Annotated in this window: 12 protein-coding genes; 7 read left to right on the top strand and 5 right to left on the bottom strand. The window is 47.6% G+C overall.

Annotation, left to right across the window (positions count from 1 at the left end):
• Window positions 1-52 precede the first annotated feature (52 nt).
• The 6 genes from TBC1_RS08230 to TBC1_RS08205 all read left to right on the top strand — a co-directional run bounded on the left by TBC1_RS08230 (window position 53) and on the right by TBC1_RS08205 (window position 6963).
• A complete protein-coding gene (locus tag TBC1_RS08230) occupies window positions 53-1111 on the top strand; it encodes a PorV/PorQ family protein (RefSeq protein WP_062040676.1) in 1059 nt (352 codons plus the stop codon).
• Window positions 1112-1215: 104 nt separating this feature from the next.
• On the top strand, window positions 1216-1677 hold the full coding sequence (greA, locus tag TBC1_RS08225) for a transcription elongation factor GreA (RefSeq protein WP_172668857.1): 462 nt from the start codon (window positions 1216-1218) through the stop codon (window positions 1675-1677).
• A gap of 15 nt (window positions 1678-1692) precedes the next feature.
• Window positions 1693-2091: an HIT family protein gene (locus tag TBC1_RS08220; protein ID WP_062040660.1), complete on the top strand. Its 399-nt coding sequence runs from the start codon at window positions 1693-1695 to the stop codon at window positions 2089-2091.
• A 187-nt stretch (window positions 2092-2278) separates the two neighbouring features.
• Window positions 2279-3271 (top strand): L-glyceraldehyde 3-phosphate reductase, encoded by a 993-nt coding sequence (gene mgrA / locus TBC1_RS08215; RefSeq protein ID WP_137305533.1) that lies wholly within the window; start codon window positions 2279-2281, stop codon window positions 3269-3271.
• A 165-nt stretch (window positions 3272-3436) separates the two neighbouring features.
• Window positions 3437-5521, top strand: a complete 2085-nt coding sequence (locus tag TBC1_RS08210) for a hypothetical protein (protein ID WP_062040657.1) — start codon at window positions 3437-3439, stop codon at window positions 5519-5521.
• An 8-nt stretch (window positions 5522-5529) separates the two neighbouring features.
• A complete protein-coding gene (locus TBC1_RS08205) occupies window positions 5530-6963 on the top strand; it encodes a glycosyltransferase (protein WP_137305529.1) in 1434 nt (477 codons plus the stop codon).
• A gap of 37 nt (window positions 6964-7000) precedes the next feature.
• On the opposite strand, the gene TBC1_RS08200 is transcribed toward TBC1_RS08205, so the two are convergent.
• Together TBC1_RS08200 and TBC1_RS08195 are read right to left on the bottom strand one after the other, a co-directional pair.
• Window positions 7001-8848 carry a hypothetical protein gene (locus tag TBC1_RS08200; protein WP_062040654.1) on the bottom strand — a complete coding sequence of 616 codons (1848 nt, stop codon included), beginning with the start codon at window positions 8846-8848 and terminating at the stop codon, window positions 7001-7003.
• A 172-nt stretch (window positions 8849-9020) separates the two neighbouring features.
• On the bottom strand, window positions 9021-9944 hold the full coding sequence (locus TBC1_RS08195) for a glycosyltransferase family 2 protein (protein ID WP_062040651.1): 924 nt from the start codon (window positions 9942-9944) through the stop codon (window positions 9021-9023).
• Window positions 9945-10043: 99 nt separating this feature from the next.
• On the opposite strand from TBC1_RS08195, the gene TBC1_RS08190 reads away from it, so the two are divergent.
• The gene (locus tag TBC1_RS08190) at window positions 10044-13112 is read left to right on the top strand and encodes a glycosyltransferase family protein (RefSeq protein WP_062040648.1); all 3069 of its coding nucleotides are present in this window, start codon (window positions 10044-10046) and stop codon (window positions 13110-13112) included.
• Between the two features lie 117 nt (window positions 13113-13229).
• Here the strand turns inward: TBC1_RS08190 and TBC1_RS08185 are convergent, their stop codons facing one another.
• The 3 genes from TBC1_RS08185 to pdxA form a co-directional block, all read right to left on the bottom strand.
• Window positions 13230-13964, bottom strand: a complete 735-nt coding sequence (locus TBC1_RS08185) for a glycosyltransferase family 2 protein (protein WP_062040646.1) — start codon at window positions 13962-13964, stop codon at window positions 13230-13232.
• 136 nt (window positions 13965-14100) lie between these two features.
• Window positions 14101-16581 carry a bifunctional UDP-N-acetylmuramoyl-tripeptide:D-alanyl-D-alanine ligase/alanine racemase gene (locus tag TBC1_RS08180; RefSeq protein ID WP_062040643.1) on the bottom strand — a complete coding sequence of 827 codons (2481 nt, stop codon included), beginning with the start codon at window positions 16579-16581 and terminating at the stop codon, window positions 14101-14103.
• 23 nt (window positions 16582-16604) lie between these two features.
• A complete protein-coding gene (gene pdxA / locus TBC1_RS08175; RefSeq protein ID WP_062040640.1) occupies window positions 16605-17666 on the bottom strand; it encodes a 4-hydroxythreonine-4-phosphate dehydrogenase PdxA in 1062 nt (353 codons plus the stop codon).
• Window positions 17667-17715: the final 49 nt, after the last annotated feature.

The following is a 17715-nucleotide window of genomic DNA, read 5'->3' as shown; positions in this document are numbered from 1 at the left end:
TATTCCTGAAAGTAAGAATCTGAAATAACGAAAAACTCTCAAAATATTGATTATGAACAAGATCTATAAATACTTCGCTGCTATTTTGCTGACAGGGGCATTGCTGACTCCTTTTGCACAATTGTCTGCCGGTAATAAGGACAGGTCAGGTCAGGCTGGAGCATCCGAACTTCTCATCAATCCCTGGGCACGCAGCTCAGGTTGGGGAGGGGCAAATATTGCCAGCGTTAAAGGGCTCGAAGGTCTTTTCGGGAATGTGGCCGGTACTGCCCACACCAAAGGGACAGAGCTGATTTTTACCAATACGCAATGGCTCAAAGGCAGTGAAGTAAATATCAATGCTTTTGGTTTAACCCAGAAAATCGGACAATCAGGGGTCATCGGTCTGGGGATTATGTCGATGAATTTCGGTGACATCCCCATCAGAACCGAAGACCTGCCTGAAGGCGGAATCGGTAATTATTCACCCAGTTACATGAATATTAATATCTCTTACGCCAAAGCTTTTTCAAGCAGTATTTACGGAGGTATTAACATTAAAATTATTTCTGAGGTGATCTCCGACGTAAGTGCACAGGGAATTGGTATTGATGCCGGTATTCAATATGTAACCGGTCCCCGTGAAAACGTACGCTTTGGTATTACATTGCGCAATGTCGGCCCTACCATGAGTTTCAGCGGTGACGGTTTATCAATCCGGAGCCTGTTGCCGGGACAGGAGAGCTATTTCACACTGGAACAGCGTTCTGCCGATTTTGAATTGCCTACGCAGCTTGCAATAGGTGCATCCTACGATTTTTATATCGCCGAAATGCATCGCCTGAGTCTGGCTGGTAACTTTGTTTCCAACTCCTTCAACAAAGACCAGTTCATCGTGGGGGCAGAGTATGAGTTGAAATCATATCTAATGCTTCGTGGCGGATATACCTACGAAGAAGGAATTACTGAAAAAACCGAGCGCACTACTGCCTTTACAGGGCCAAGTGCAGGCTTTACCGTTGCAGTTCCGCTTGACAAAGAGAAAGGTTCCTCAATTGCTATTGACTATTCTTACAGGGCTACTGATCCCTTTAGCGGAACCCATAGCATAGGCGCACGAATTAACCTCTGATCTTCAGGCACGGTTCAATCCGGCCTGATCCCATAAACTGAAAGGACCCTTGTATAAGGGTCTTTTCTTCTTATTATCCCGGATAAAAATTTAAGATTTTCGTTATGTATTACACTTTGGAAGGACTGAATAAATTAAAGGCCGAGCTCGATCAGTTGGTTTCCGTCGAGCGGCCGGCCATTTCACAGCAGATTGCGGAGGCCCGTGACAAGGGTGACCTTTCTGAGAATGCAGAATACGATGCAGCCAAAAATGCACAGGGAATGCTTGAACTGAAAATATCAAAACTGCAGGAAGTTATCCGGAATGCCAAAATTATTGACGAAAGTAAACTGGATAATTCCAAGGTGCTGATTCTTTCTACCGTAAGGATTAAAAATACGAAGAACAATGCATCCATGACCTATACCCTTGTTCCTGAGAACGAAGCCGATCTCAAGGCAGGAAAGATTTCTGTCAACTCTCCGATCGCTAAAGGCCTGCTGGGCAAATCGGTAGGTGAAACTGTTGAGATACAGGTTCCGGCTGGTAAAATGAATTTTGAAATTGTTGAAATCGTCAGGTAAAAAAATATCAGAACTATGGCAAGTATATTTTCCCGTATTGTGAATGGTGAAATTCCGGCCTGGAAAGTAGCCGAAAACGACAAATTCCTGGCCTTTCTTGACATCAATCCTTTGGCTGAAGGACACACCCTGGTAATACCGAAGCAGGAAGTGGATTACATCTTTGATATTGAAGATCCCCTGTATGCAGAATACTTTACTTTTGCCAAAAAAGTGGCTAAGGGCATCAGGTCGGTTATCCCCTGCACCAAGGTTGGTATTGCGGTGATCGGCCTCGAAGTTGCCCATGCCCATATCCACCTGATCCCTATTAATTCAATCTATGATATCGATTTCAGCAGACCCAAACTGAAATTTTCTCCGGAACAGTTTAAGCACACCGCCGATGCAATCGCCGCGCAGATTGAAGTTTAATTATTGATGAAAATTTTTCAGACGGGCGTTCTTAAAAGGAATGCCCGTTTTTTATTGTATCACTTGGGTGTTGTATTTTTCACGATTCTGCGTAAAACGGAGTAATAAATTGTAATGAAGCCGGAGATTTCACTATCTTTATCTTTTATCAGAGAATTACTGTTTTTACGGATTTAAGCCCTGTGTTATGATAACATTTAATGCAAACCAGTCACGTTACGATACCATGTGTTATAACCGTTGCGGGAAGAGCGGTCTGAAGCTGCCAGCTGTATCGCTGGGCCTGTGGCATAATTTCGGTGGTGTGGATATTCTGCAGGTAAGCCGGAGTATGCTGCTGCATGCTTTCGACAGGGGCATCACCCATTTTGATCTGGCCAACAACTACGGTCCGCCGGCAGGTTCAGCCGAAGAAACCATGGGTCAGGTGATGCGGACCGATCTTGGCCGTTACCGCGACGAACTGATTATTTCGACCAAAGCCGGTTATTACATGTGGCCCGGCCCTTATGGTGAGTTTGGTTCAAAGAAATACCTGATCGCCAGCCTCGACCAAAGCCTGAAGCGGATGGGACTTGATTATGTAGATATCTTTTATTCCCACCGTCCCGACCCTGACACTCCCATGGAAGAAACAATGGGTGCGCTGGAACAGGTTGTGAGGCAGGGAAAAGCGCTGTATGTAGGGCTTTCAAACTACTCCGCCAAGCAAACCCGCGAAGCGGTTGAAATTCTAAAGAGCCTGGGAATCCGTTGTCTTATTCATCAGCCCAGTTATTCCATGTTCAATCGCTGGGTTGAAGATGGTCTGCTCAATGTACTTGAAGAGGAAGGGATGGGCTGTATCGCTTTTTCACCATTGGCCCAGGGGTTGCTTACCGATAAATACCTGGAAGGCATTCCGGCCGGCTCCAGGGCTGCAAAAGAGCATGGGTTTCTTCAGGTAAGCCAGATTACGCCCGAAAAAGTTGAGAAAGTCAGACGCCTTAACGAGATTGCCTTATCCAGGGGACAGAAACTGGCGCAGATGGCATTGGCATGGGTGCTCCGCGATAAACGGATTACTTCTGTTCTGATTGGGGCCAGCAGTGTGGAACAGATGGACGATAATATCAGCAGCCTCGAAAATCGCTTATTCTCAGAGGATGAACTCCGGATGATAGATGATATCCTCAGGTAAACGGTTTTTCGCCGGAGGAGAGTGGTGGGCCGGTAATTTATTTCTGAAATTGAGAAATCAGAAAACCCTGACCACCTGAAGGAGATGGCGCGCATTCATCCGTCAGGCCTTTGCGGATGCATAACTACTGTTTTACTATCTTTGGAGAAGTTTTTAGCTCCGTACATGTTTATCAGCAATAAGCCTGTTTCTTATTTTTTTACTGTTGGCCAGAAGCTTATGGTGCTGGCTGTCCCGCTTATTTTGTTTTTCTCTTCACAGCGCACCATTTATGAAAGGGATAAAGTATGGTATGGCGGAGGGTATGACCCGGAGTATGCCTACCTCCTTAATTCCATGAATATGGCAAACTTCAGGCTGGTGGGCCATTTCGATCATCCGGGCACACCCATGCAGGTTTTCGGGGCCCTTGTGCTCAGGGCAACCTGGCTGGTTGAACCCGCCGGCGAAAATCCGGAATATGCTGTTTTGGTAATTCCGGAGCACTACCTCAGGATTCTTAATGTTGCGATTGCGGTGCTGACGGCACTGATGGTTTTATTTTTTGGATTCATTGTTTTAAAAAGGACCGGAAATCCCGGTTATGCGCTGATCGTGCAGTTAGCTCCTTTTGTCTCTGGCTTCGTGCTTTTCAACGGTTTTACCAGATTCACGCAGGAAGCGATGCTGATGATTGCCTCGCTCGGTTTCGCCTCAACCCTCATCGTCCGCGTTACCGCCGGAGCAGCCACTGATGATGCGCGTGACTTCAAGCTGCTGGGGTGGATAGCCGGCTTTGGATTGGCTTCGAAAATCCTGTTCGCCCCCCTGATGATTATCCCGCTGATGATCGCTCAGAACAACCAGCTCAGGAAGCGTTTTCTCCTTTATTCGGCGGTTTCTTTTCTGCTTTTCACTCTCCCGGTAATTTTGCTTTATCCACGCATGGCTTATTGGATCATTAAACTGTTGGTTTTCTCGGGTCAATACGGAACCGGACCGGCAGGGGTTATTGATGCCGCGACCTACCCTCAAAATCTTATCTGGATCATTCAATCCAATCCGCTTTTGGCTGGCTTACTGGTTTTGGGTCTGATTTACCTTATATCCGGTGCATATCTCCGCTTTATTAAAAAGCAGGATTTCCCCAAATCTGAATTCCGGTTGATGCTGGCTGTGATTGCTACTATAGTGGCCGGCTATCTTATTGTTGCCAAGTCGCCGAAAGAATCATACCTGCTTCCTTATGAAATGCTGACACCTGTGATGGCAGTCATTTTATTGAAGCAGGTCACAACAATAAAATTATTCCATGGAAAGGCCGGAATGCTTGCTCTCACAGCGGCAGCCGGCTTGTCGCTGGTCCTTATTCCAAACGGGATAGCCAGGAAAACAGCGCTTTATTCTTCCGACAAGAATCCCCTCTGGGAAACCTTTTCGCAGGCTGCTTCAAGTATGGAAGGCGGGCTGGTTTTTGCACATCCGTCCTCATCTCAGGTGGCAGCCTTGTATTTCGGAAATGCATACAGCCGCTGGAATTACACCGCAAAGTTGCGCGAATTGTATCCGGACACCTATGTGTATAATCTGGCATCAAACAGAATTACACAAATGGACAGCGTTTCAATATCTGTTCAGGAACTCCTGAAGAGGCACAGAAAACTATATGTTTCCGGCCCGCTCGAATCAGCGCAGCAGATCAGGGAAGCACTGACTGCACAGGGTGTTGCTGTTCAGGAATCCTTTTACTATAAAGACGAAAAGCAGATGATTCTGCTGGCAGGAAACCCGGATATTATAAATGAGGCAACGCGTACCATGATTTTCAGCTCGGCCGAAACCCATCAGGGAGTGGCAGGTGATGAACCTGTGGCTGAAGGAATCAGCCGCCATGGCATGCCCGATCATGCTAAATCTATATCTAAGATTGGCTATGGTTGTATCCAGGCTGATCCGGCTTCGCCGTTTGCCTTTACGACTATTCCGCTTATCCTGGATTCCGGTGACAGTTTATCTGTCAGGGTTTTAGCTACGGGGATGCTGAACGATGCCAGGCTGGTAGTTGCCGATGCTGATTCCGGCGATGTATTAGTGATGAAGTCTCCTCCGGAAAAGACCGCGTGGAGTGAGCACATGATTGAGATTCAAACGGGTTTTGGCAACAGGGAAACCAGCCGAAAAAGGGTGATTGTCTATGGCTGGAACAGTGGCGAAGGTAAAGTTTGGTTCGATTATTTTTCGGTGGAGATTGAGCGGAGAAATAAAAATTAGTGGTTGCGATGGGAGAGTATTCAGAAAATAAGGCAAAAGTGCTGGAGGCGATGGACCGCATCGCTGCTAAGCGCGATTCTTATATAAAGCGAAACCGGTATTATTACCGGAACCTGATCAATTATTTCAGGTTTGCAATTCCCGTCAACGCCAGGATAGCTGAAATCGGCTGCGGGACCGGATATCTGCTGAACGCCCTCAAGCCTTCCGAAGGGCTGGGGATTGATATATCGCCCGAAATGATTGCCATAGCCCGGAATAAATATCCCCACCTGCGTTTTGAGGTTATGGACGCGGAACAGCTCAGCCTTGATGAGAAATTCGATTTTGTCATTATTTCTGATACCCTTGGTTATCTTGAAGATATTCAGAAAGCCTTCAGTGAAATAAAGAAAATAGTCCATCCCGGAACCCGGGTGCTGATCACCTACCACAGTTTTCTCTGGGAACCTCTGTTGTGGCTGGTACAGAAGGCCGGGCTGAAGATGCCTCACCGCAGGCTCAACTGGCTGGGGCGCGGTGACCTGATTAACCTGCTTCAGCTTGAAGGATATGATGTGGTTAAGTCGGGCCGGAGGTTTCTTTTCCCCGTTTATATCCCGGTATTATCCTGGCTGCTCAATAAATACCTGGCGCATCTGCCGCTGTTTAACGCCTTGTGCCTGACCGGATATATCGTTGCCCGTCAGCCGGTAAAGCATGCTGAATCTGGCAGAGAGATGAGCGTGAGTGTGATCATCCCGGCCCGGAACGAGCAGGGCAACATCGAAGATGCAGTCAGGCGTGTGCCGGATATGGGCAGCCATACGGAGATTATTTTTGTAGAGGGTAATTCAACGGATAATACCCTTGAGGAGATCGGGCGGGTGGCCGGAGCGTATAAAGATCAGCGGGATATAAAATGGCTGGTTCAGGATGGCAAAGGCAAGGGAGATGCCGTGAGAAAGGGTTTTGAGCATGCCTCGGGTGATATCCTGATGATCCTGGATGCCGATCTCACGGTCCCGCCTGAAGACCTGCCCAAGTTCTACGATGCCATTGCCAGCGGCAGGGGAGAGTACATTAACGGAACCCGGCTGGTATATCCGATGGAGCAGGAAGCCATGCGCACCCTTAATATGATGGGAAATAAATTCTTCTCGGTAATGTTTTCATGGCTGCTGGGTCAGCGTATTAAGGATACCCTTTGCGGAACCAAGGTGCTGAGCGCCGCCAACTACCGCAAACTGGCCACCAACCGTTCATACTTTGGTAACTTTGATCCTTTTGGCGATTTTGACCTTATCTTTGGTTCAGCCAAGCTGAATCTGAAGCTGATAGAGGTGCCCATACGATATCGCGCCAGAAAATACGGAGAAACCAATATTTCACGTTTCAGGCATGGATGGCTGCTGCTGAAAATGGTGTTTTACGCCATGAATAAGATCAAATTTCTGAATTAACCCCTTGCCTGCAGCAGTGGCTGAGAATTGAATTATTTTATTTCGGTTCAAAAACATCAGCCCTGATGTTGTCGATCAGGGCAGCCTGATTGCCGCGGTGCCACACGTAAATTTTGAAGAAATCGCTGGTGCTCCTGACGTGGGGGCTCATAAGGTCGACACTGATAGTGCCCCAGGTTCCCGGTTTATAGGTATTGGTATCTACCGCGAAGGAATGGTAGAAATACCCTCCGCCTTTGCGGTCAAAGGATAACACCAGCAGGGGGAGCTCATCGCGGTAATCTTTGGGGATAAACACATCGGCACTGGCCCTTACCCAGAAATGATCCTTGGTTGTCAGCCCCCTGTAAGTATTACGGATTTCGGGCGAGAACCTCAGGGTACTATCCATCTTCAGCATGGTATTGCCGGTGGAGTCTGTATAGTAGTGATCCAGGTAGTTGACATCCTTCACCTCAAAATCATAGAAACCAAAGTTCCTCCGGTGGTATCCTGCCTCATCCGTCAGTTTGGCTCCCTGGTTAAACGTAAGATCAGGCGCCAGAAGTTTCCGGTCTTCTTCCGTGACTTTTGTTTTCCCGAATACGGCAAAATAGTATTTTTTCGTCATGCGGTAAGGCTCGATGATGTAATTATTCATCTGCCACGTCTGAAAAAGGTTAAGCAGGACGAAGAATATCACAAGAATGGATATGCCGGTCCGGGCCGGCCATTTTTTTGTGCTGATGGCAGAGAGAAAGCTGCCCAGGGTGATGGCCAGTAACGGGTATAATGTAATCATCGGCCGGATGCTGAAGGATGCGCCGTACCACCATTCGGTCCAGCTGGAAAGCAGGTAGAATGCCACAAGGCAATAGATCAGGACCGGGGCGAAAACCGCCTTATCCCTCCGGTAAAGCTGCACAAAGCCGATCACCGAGAAAATCATTACCGGGGTATAGATAAACCACCCTTTCTTAAAGCTGAAGAGCACATTCAGGATATGGGGAGAAGCGAAGTCGAGTCCGACCCCCGGATTTTTGTAACTGTCAAACAGAATATGGCCTGTCTCGGAATACCAGTAAATCATCTGCGGAAGCGCAACCACAACCCCGGCAGCAATGGCTGTCAGCACCTGGCTTCGTTTGTCCCAGAAGAGCTGAAGTTTTGCCAGCAGGGTTTCGCGGTTGTATACACCCCAGAAGAACGGGATCAGCGCAACCAGCACCTCGCTGGGCTTGGCGAGGGCGGTCAGAACAGTGAATGCGCCGACAGCCGCCAGGTTGATCAGTTTATAATGCTTGTGCCACCGGATGGTGTTCCAGGTTATCAGGGTTACCATCATAAACAGGATATTGGCCGTTTCGAGGTTCTTCACGGTCATAAAGTGCAGGTAGTTGGTGCCCAGCACCACGATCAGCATCACAATGGTGGTAATTTTATCGCTGAAGAAGTTCAGCAGTATTTTCCTAAGGTAAATCAGTCCGATGATGGTGTAGGTAATTACTCCGACAGCCATGGTGTACTGATAGGGCAGGCTGAATCCGTCGGCAGGATATCCTGAGAATGAAGCAAGCAGGTGTGCCAGCAGAAACCAGGGGAGGTAGAAAAATGACATCCCCATCAGAAAGAAGAAAATGGGGTTTCCTTCAGGCCCGGTGCTGATCTGATAGAGAGAGCCCGTGAGCGGATACAACTCAAGCAGGCGGTGAATCCACCCCAGATCGCTTAATCCGTAGTCCTTATAGATGAACATTGCCGGCAGATGGATATAATAGCCCAGCACATCCCAACTCAGTTCGTTATCATTCAGGATGATAATCCTGAGCACGATGATGACGGCTGCTAAAAACAGAACAGCGAAAAAAGAGTACCGGTGTTGTTTCGGAAGGATAAGGCGGCTCATTTTTTGATTTTTTTACAAAATAACGCATAAAAGGCTGTATTTCGCAATAATATTTGCATGAAAGGCCGGAAACGGATGGTTTCCCTGATACAGTCAATCCTCTGATTCTGGACTTGCCGAAGAGTGAGGAACTTCATGGCCACTTGCAGGATGTGCCAGCCGCCCGGAGATATCAGAAATTCTTCCGGCGGATAAGGTAGTTGGGCCTTCTTTTATTTTCAATAAACAATTTGCCAAGGTATATGCCGATGATTCCCAGCATAATAAGCTGAATGCCACCGATAAACAAAACACTTGCAGTGATTGATGTCCATCCCGGCAAGGCACTTTCCGTGAAAAAGTGAATATAAACGGCGTACAGTCCATACAGAAAGGCAACCGCGGCAATCATTGATCCTATGAAGATTGAAAGATATAATGGTTTGTTGCTGAACGAAGTAACCCCGTCCAGTCCGAGTTTAAGCATGCGTGAGAAACGGTATTTTGTAGAGCCGGAATTTCTTTCCGCCGGCTGGAAATTTACGGCTGTCTGATTAAATCCAAGCCATGGAATCAAACCTCTCAGAAACAGGTAATTTTCGTTGAAATGCTTCAGGGCATCCACTACTTTACGGTCGAGCAGCCTGAAATCAGCCATTCCGGCATTGATTTCGACCGATGAGAGTCTGTTGATGCTTTTGTAAAACAGTCGTGAAGTAATCCTTTTTAAAAGGGGAAGTGATTTTAATTCGCCCCTGATGGTATTCACAACGTCATAGCCCTGTTGCCATTTTTCAATAAGTTCAGGGATCAGTGACGGCGGATGCTGAAGATCGGCATCAAGGCTGATGACGCAGTCGCCGGAAGCGTGGTCGAGACCGGCTTTAAGTGCCTGCTGATGGCCGAAATTGCGCGACAGGGCAATATAATGAATCCTTATGTCGGTTTCAGCCAGCGAAATTATCTTCTGCAGGGTGAGGTCACTGCTGCCGTCATCCACAAACAGAAGTTCATATTGCTCATAAGATGCCAATACTTCTGTAAGTTTGCTGTAAATGCTGCCGATATTGTCCTGCTCATTATAGCAGGGGATTACGACCGAAACGGAGAACGACATAGCGGATTTGTTAATCAGTGGCTAAGTTAGCAATATTTTAATTGTTCGGAATCTGCTTATTTTCTCCTTATTTTCGTTGCATAAAGCCTTTCGGATAAGATGATGCGAAACCGCCCGTCCACATACCGGGTATATCTGGTCTTTCTTGCAGTCACTGCATTGGCATACTGGCAGGTAGCCCTGCTGCAGAACAGCCTCAAATGGGATGTAATGGATTGTTATCTTCCATGGCGGTATCATGTGGGCGAATGTCTGCAAAACGGCATATTCCCCTTCTGGAATCCATATACCCACTGCGGTTACCCGATTCATGCCGACCTTCGGTCTGTATGGTATCCCGAAGCTTTTGTGATCGGATTATCTACCGGGTACACCAATCTGCATCTTCACTTTTTATTTGTGTTTTATCTTTCGCTGGCCGGGCTGGGGATGTACCTGTTAAGTACCCACTTTGTGCGTGACTGGAGGGCATCCTTTATGGCGGGTTGTGCCTACCTGCTTTCGGGATTTTTTACCGGTCATGGTCAGGAGATGTTCGGGATCATAGCAGCCACATGGATTCCCTTTGTCCTGTATTATTACATCAGGCTATTGAAATACCGGCAGTTCGACGATGTGCTGAGAACCTCGGTTTTTGTGTTTCTGCTTGTTACGGGAGGCTACCAGGCTTTGTGGGCAATTCTTTTTTATCTCCTCCTTGCTGTTTTTATTGTCAGGATGATTCGCCTGCTCAGGTTGCGACAGGCCCGGGAAGCTGTTCAGCTTTTGAAGCTTAACGTTTTACTTTTACTGATATCAGTTTTAAGCCTGACAGTAATTGCCGTCAGCTATTTTCAGGTCGCCCCTCATCTCGGGAGGTTGTCGGGCCTGTCAATGGAAGATGCATGGTTTATGCCATTCTCTCCACGATCGGCTTTGTCGTTTCTTATTCCTTTTGCTACGGTTAAAGATGCCGCATGGTATGATACCGACCTTTCGATGAACAACGCCTATGCAGGGCTGATCGTATTGGTTTTCTTCGTTTTCAGCCTGTTCAGAAAGCGAAGCTCCCTGCTCAATACTTTTCTGGTTTTTGGATTGATTGCATTGCTGGCCTCTTTCGGGAGGTATACCCCTGTCAGGTCAATGCTGTTTCACACCCTTCCGATGATGGATTTGTTCAGGCATTCCAGCTTCTTCAGTTATTTTGCATTATTGGCCATAATATTGTCGGCAGCGGCCGGATTCAACAGTTTTCTTAAACATCCCCATGAAGGCCGCCGTTTACTGTTCCGTATTTCTCTGGTGACAGGCGCCGGCCTGCTGATACTCTTCATTTATGGGCTAATGAATGCCGGACCGGGACCTTTTCTGTTTTTGGGTAAGATTGTCAGTTTTCGGGAATGGCTGATGCAACCAACGCGCTATGAGCATGTTGTGATACATGCAACGATTCAGATTTTTCTGCTTTCCCTCTTCGCAATACTTATTTCAAAATGCAAACGGAGAATATATCCGGCACTTATGCTGCTGATAATTCTTGAAATGACATTGGCTGTCCAGCTGAATACCTATTATACGGTCGTTTCAGCCGGGGTGCGTCCGATGGATCTGGCAGCAAACCTTAAACAACGGGCCCCGGCTTTTCCGCTGCCTCAGGCAGATATTCCGGTTTCGGAGCATACAGATGCAAGTACTTCTTACTCCGTTTTGTGGCGCAATACGACGATATACAGCAAGGCGGTTTCATTCGGCGGGTTTAATTCGTTCAGGTTGGAGGGTTGTGTGAGTCTTGCCGATTCATTCCCGCAACTGGCTGAGAAGGTATTGCGGAATCCGGTTATTTTTCTTTCCGATAGCCTTAAGCCATTTTCTCCGGAAATTGATTTTGCGGCTTCCGGCAACAACTCAATACTTTATACAGAAGGGCATGTGCTGAAGACTATCCCCGGTCAGTTGCAGAAATCCGCGGATGATTCAATAAGGCTTACTGATTTCTATCCGGGGTTTGCCAGCGCTGAAGTAAGCCTGAAGAATCCGGTTGCAATAACCTTGTTGCAGGCCTGGTATCCCGGATGGATGGTGCTGATTGACGGTAACGAAGCGGAGATATTTGTTTCTGACCGGATGTTTATGAGTGTACTTTGCGGTCCGGGTAACCACCGCGTCGAATTCGTATACAGCAACAACCTGATCATTGCGGCATTTCTTGTATCAGTAATTGCAATTCTGTTGATATTGTCAAGGTTGATTGCCGTTGCTTTCAGAGGGAGGAAGAAACTGGCTGTTGCAGCAATTGCATTCCTCTGGATTATGCCTGTTGCTGTTTTTCTGATACGCTTTAATCCATCAGAACCATATTCCGTCAAAAAGGAAAAAGCTTACCGGGATGCGGCACAAAAAGTTGCCGGCTCCGGGGTAAAACACGCTGTCTTCAATACCGACAACGAGTTGCTCATGCGAAAATACCTCGGTGAAGCCGGCTTTAAAGGGGAAGGCTATTTCTACAATCTTACCCGGAGGACAGACATCAGTCTGATGCTGGATTATTTGGATTCAATTGATAAACAGGGGGTTGAAAATCTTGCCAGGGTCAGCCTGTTCACTCCGTTCTCATTCGAAGAAGCCTGTGTGCTTTCCTCCTGGGATTGTATTTCTGAAGATAACCTGAATGATTTCGGAAATGTGGGCCTTCTGAACAAAGGTGGTGATCGTCGTTTTTATGAGACATTAAACGACTTTGAACAAGCGGTTCCGGGGTGGAATGGTCATGTTGAGGCACTCGACAGCCTGAATCCGTTCAGCGGTAGATTCTCAAACAGGATAGACGGCGATTCACCGGGAAGTTATGCCTGCAGGCTGAAGTTCGGTGAAGGGACTGTGCCCGGGTTGCCGGAAGGAAGGATCACTGTCCTGGCAAGGGTGAGGGTCAAAGGCAACGCTGAGGGTGCGTCACTGATTATCCAAAAGCGTCGCGGGAATCTGGCTGTGGAAACATTCCCGCTTCCCCTCGCCGGATTGACCAAACAAACTGATGGCTGGGTTCAGGTAGCGAAGGCCGGAACATTCAGTAACGATTTTATGCCGGATGATGAGCTGATCGCATATATCTGGGGGTCTGAAAAAACGAAACTCTATGCTGATGATTTCAGCCTTGAAATTATCTCCGGAGAATTCTGCAGGAAATAGGGCCGGCTGATGAATACTGTTAAATCTGTTGCTTTTTCAGGATGGCCTGTGATGCTTTGCAGAGCGGTTTTATTGAATTAAGCGGCTATGACCGGCACTGTGCCAAAGATCAGATTTTCATTTGTCTTTGAATACTCTCCTGCTGAAAATATTGTATTTCAGGATGCAGTATATGGCCCTGAAACCATCTTTTGCACCGATTTTTTTTCCTTCTTCGTAGGTCCTGCCATAATACGAGATGCCGACTTCATAGATCCGGATACCGGGAATACGCGAAATGCGGGCGGTGACCTCTGGTTCAAATCCAAAACGGTTCTCTTTCAGCCTTACCTTTTTGATAATTTCGGCCCTGAACATTTTGTAGCAGGTTTCCATATCGGTAAGGTTCAGATTGGTAAACATATTTGAAAGGAAGGTAAGGAACTGATTGCCGATGGAGTGCCAGAAAAAGAGAATTCTGTGCGGCCCTATACCCATAAAGCGCGATCCGTAAACCACATCGGCAACATCCGCCATCAGGGGTTTCAGCAAAAGGTTATAGTCGGCAGGGTCGTATTCGAGGTCGGCATCCTGAATCACAACGAAATCTCCGGTAGCCATTTCAATCCCCTTATGGATGGCGGCACCCTTCCCTTTGTTGACCGGCTGATTGAAAAGTACCATTCCGGCTTCAGGATGGGCGGCTGAATATCCGGCCAGTACTTCTGCTGTCTGGTCGGTGGAACAGTCGTTGACCACAATCAGCTCTTTTTCAATATCGTAGTCAAGCCTGGTCTCCCTGATCTTGTTGAGGATAAGATGAATGGTTTTGGCTTCGTTATAGGCGGGAATGACGATGGAGAGACGTTTCATGGATAAGAATGGAATTCAGGGATTCAAAGATTATTATGCTTACAGGTAAGCTTTGTGCTGATTTTCTTTGATTGGCCGATCGGGTGTAAAAGTATGCAAAACAAAGATTTTACGCAAGGATAAGCTTGTCGTTCGGTTACTCCTGGAAATAAATGCGTTTTACCCTGCGCGAAATACCTGTCAGGATTTCGTAAGGAATGGTGTCCATGGCTTCTGCCAGCCGGGTGATGGGCATATCGCTGCCAAAAACCACCACTTCATCGCCTTCATTGGCGGAAACGCCCGTAATGTCGAGCATGGTCATGTCCATACAGATGTTTCCGGCAACCGGTACGATATGTCCGTTGACCATCATCTTTCCACGGCCGTTACCCAGTCTGCGGCTGAGGCCATCGGCGTAACCAACGGGAATGGTGGCAATCACTGATTCTTTTTCTGCCTTCCAGCTTCTGTTGTAGCCCACGGTATCTCCGGCTCTGATTACTTTAATCTGGGAAATGCTGGTTTTCAGGCTGCTTACGGTTTCAAGCGATTTTTGTTCTCCGGGGTCTGTTGAAATGCCATAAAGTGAGATGCCAAGCCTGACCATCTCGAACTGGCTGTCGGGGAAACGGTTGATCCCGGCCGAATTAAGTATGTGCCTTATTACAGGATATCCCAGTCGCCTGGTAAGTTCTTCTGCCATCCTGCGGAAGCAGTCAATCTGCTGCCGGGTAAATGCATCCATTTCAGGATCTTCGCTGCCGGCAAGGTGAGAAAAAACCGATTGCACGGTGATTTCTTTCAGGGTGCAAAGCTGATCAGCGAGGGGTTTAATGTCATTATTTTCAAACCCAAGGCGGTGCATGCCGGTGTCCAGTTTCAGGTGGATCTTTACGGCGGCGGTCTGGCTGTCGGATTTCCGTTTGATTGCCCTCGCAAGCATGCTCAGGGTTCTGAAATTATAAATTTCAGGCTCAAGATTATAGCGGAGCATGGCATCCATCCCGTTCTCCTCCGGATTCATGACCATGATGGGTAAACTGATGCCGGCTTTTCTCAATTCGACGCCTTCATCTGCATAGGCTACGGCCAGGTAGTCGGCCCGGTGCCACTCAAGGGTATTGGCAATTTCAAAGCTCCCGCTCCCATATGAAAAAGCCTTTACCATCGCCATCAGTTTTGTGCCGGGGTTAAGCCTGGATCTGAAGTAGTTAAGGTTATGCACCAGGGCGTTCAGATTGACTTCAAGTACCGTTTCATGTGAACGCTGCTGAAGGAGTTTGTTAATCCTTTCAAAACCGAAAATCCTGGCCCCTTTGATCAGTATGCTTTCATCGTGGAAATCGCCCGGGTGAAAGCTTTTCAGAAATTCATCGGTGCCGGGGTAAAATCCGCCGGGAATTTCAAACAGCTTTTTATGTTTGCAGAGGGCAGGACCGATGCCGATAAGCCGCGTAATGCCTTTGTTGATAAGCATGCGGGCGATCTGTCCGTAAAGCTCTTCTTCATTGCCGGCGTTTTGAAGCATATCGCTGAGGATCACCGTGCGCCGTTCATGCTGGTTCTGCTGAACAAGAAAATCAAGCGCGATGGCCAGTGATTCGGGATCGGAGCTGTAAGCATCATTGATAACGGAGCACCCGTTGATTCCTTCCTTCATCTCGAGGCGCATGGCTACCGGTTGCAGTCTGAGCATCCGGCTGGCCGTAACATCAGGGCCATAGCCCATCAGCAGCATGACAGCCCAGCAATGCATGGCATTTTCGAAGGAGGCAGTATCGGAAAAAGGGATGGAAATCTCCATGGTGCGGTGTTGATAAACCGCCGTTATACGCGTATTCGATTTTCCTGTCTGCGTCTGGATAATCCTCAGCCGGGCATTCCCGGTACTTCCCCAGTCGAAAAGATCCGGAATGCCGTAAGGACTGTTTCTTAAAGCGTACCCGATTTCTTTGTGATCACTGCAATAAACCAGGGTTTTGCAATCGCGGAAAAGTTTTAATTTCTCTTCAGCTTTTTGTTGCTTTGACAGGAAATACTGATCATGCGCATGGCCGATATTGGTGAATATCCCGATATCAGGGCGTATGATGTGCTCAAGCTGCTCCATCTCGCCCGGCTCTGAGATGCCGGCTTCAAAGATGGCCAGATTATGCCAGTTGTTCATCTGCCACACCGAAAGCGGGACACCGATCTGCGAATTATAGCTTTTAGGACTGCGAACGATGGTTTTTTCCTGCGAAATCAATTGCCATAACCATTCCTTGACAATGGTCTTGCCATTGCTGCCCGTAATTCCGATAACCGGAAAGTCAAACCCTGACCTGTGGTGCGCTGCCAGTTTTTGCAGTGCTTCGAGCGGGTCATTGATAACAAGGAAGTTTGCTTCGGAAAAATTGCCATCAGGCACAGCGGAGACAACAAAATACCTTACACCTTTTTCGTAAAGTTCCCTGATGTAGCGGTGCCCGTCGTTGCGTGCAGTAGTAAGGGCAAAGAAGAGGGTATGCAGGGGGCTGGAGAGTTTACGGCTATCGGTCAGCAATTCTTTAATCAGCCCGTTTCCACCGGCACCGGTACATTCGCCACCCAGCAGATTAATGATTTCACTGAAAAAGTATCCTGTTTTTCCCATAATTTAGGCAAACCATCACAGGGTTATTTCTCCGTTTCCTGTTTACTCAGCTGAAGCGGGTTTGCTGTAATCTCTTTGTATTGACGGCGGTTATAGTAAATGTCAGCAGCCAGATAAAGTGCAGCCCTGAAGGAATCAGGAGAAGCCATGTCCTTTCCGGCGATTTCATAAGCAGTTCCATGGGCAGGTGAAGTGCGTATAACGGGCAGCCCCGCCGTGAAGTTCACCCCCGAGTCGAACGAAAGTGTTTTAAAAGGCAGCATACCCTGGTCATGGTACATGGCAAGAATACCATCAAATTGGGTATAATTTGAAGAGCCAAAGAAACCGTCGGCAGGGAATGGTCCGAAAACCATCATGCCCGATCCGAAAGCTTTTTGAATGGCCGGCGTGATTACATTCGTTTCTTCCGAACCTAAGAGACCGCTATCCCCGGCATGCGGATTAATGCCCAGCAAGGCAATGCGCGGGCTCTGTATGGCAAAATCCTGTACCAGCGACTGATGTAATATCCTGATTTTATGAAGCAGCAATTCTTCGGTTAAATGGCCCGGAACTTCACGCAGCGGCATATGACCTGTGACAACACCAATCCGTAGTTTATTGCTTACCATCAGCATCAGGTAATCCGTAGCGCCGAATTTATTGGCCAGATATTCTGTGTGGCCGGGGAAATGAAAATCTTTTGACTGAATATTCTGCTTGTTGATGGGCGCGGTGACCAAAACATCTATCAGCCCTTTCTTCAGGTCCTCGGTGGCGTTTTCGAGGGCCAGCAGGGCCAGCTCACCGGCTATCTGCGTGGATTTACCCATTTCAATTTTTACTTCCTGGTCGTGAATATTGACGATATTGGCCCGCTTGGGATTCGCCATATCGGCCTTTTTGATCAGGTTGAAGCTGAAATCGCTTACATTCAGCATTTTCCGGTGATATGAAGCGATCTTCGAAGATCCGTAAACAACAGGGGTAATCAGTTCAAATATCCTGTTATCAACAAATGATTTTATGATGATCTCGTAACTGATGCTGTTGATATCGCCATGGGTAATCCCCACGACGGGTCTTTTATCATTTTCGGACATTTTTCGGATTGTTTGTCAATAATTATCCGCAAAGATAAGATTTTGCTAA

Source organism: Lentimicrobium saccharophilum, from assembly GCF_001192835.1.
In the GTDB taxonomy this organism is placed as follows: Bacteria; Bacteroidota; Bacteroidia; order Bacteroidales; family Lentimicrobiaceae; genus Lentimicrobium; species Lentimicrobium saccharophilum.
Note: the sequence above shows the minus strand (reverse complement) of the source record. Positions and strands in the feature narration are given on the sequence as shown.

Coding starts and splice junctions, on each gene's coding strand:
- greA (WP_172668857.1), top strand. CDS start 1,216: ATGTATTACACTTTGGAAGGACTGAATAAATTAAAGGCCGAGCTCGAT.
- TBC1_RS08195 (WP_062040651.1), bottom strand. CDS start 9,944: ATGTCGTTCTCCGTTTCGGTCGTAATCCCCTGCTATAATGAGCAGGAC.
- TBC1_RS08220 (WP_062040660.1), top strand. CDS start 1,693: ATGGCAAGTATATTTTCCCGTATTGTGAATGGTGAAATTCCGGCCTGG.
- TBC1_RS08200 (WP_062040654.1), bottom strand. CDS start 8,848: ATGAGCCGCCTTATCCTTCCGAAACAACACCGGTACTCTTTTTTCGCT.
- TBC1_RS08230 (WP_062040676.1), top strand. CDS start 53: ATGAACAAGATCTATAAATACTTCGCTGCTATTTTGCTGACAGGGGCA.
- TBC1_RS08210 (WP_062040657.1), top strand. CDS start 3,437: ATGTTTATCAGCAATAAGCCTGTTTCTTATTTTTTTACTGTTGGCCAG.
- TBC1_RS08205 (WP_137305529.1), top strand. CDS start 5,530: ATGGGAGAGTATTCAGAAAATAAGGCAAAAGTGCTGGAGGCGATGGAC.
- TBC1_RS08180 (WP_062040643.1), bottom strand. CDS start 16,581: ATGGGAAAAACAGGATACTTTTTCAGTGAAATCATTAATCTGCTGGGT.
- TBC1_RS08190 (WP_062040648.1), top strand. CDS start 10,044: ATGATGCGAAACCGCCCGTCCACATACCGGGTATATCTGGTCTTTCTT.
- mgrA (WP_137305533.1), top strand. CDS start 2,279: ATGATAACATTTAATGCAAACCAGTCACGTTACGATACCATGTGTTAT.
- TBC1_RS08185 (WP_062040646.1), bottom strand. CDS start 13,964: ATGAAACGTCTCTCCATCGTCATTCCCGCCTATAACGAAGCCAAAACC.
- pdxA (WP_062040640.1), bottom strand. CDS start 17,666: ATGTCCGAAAATGATAAAAGACCCGTCGTGGGGATTACCCATGGCGAT.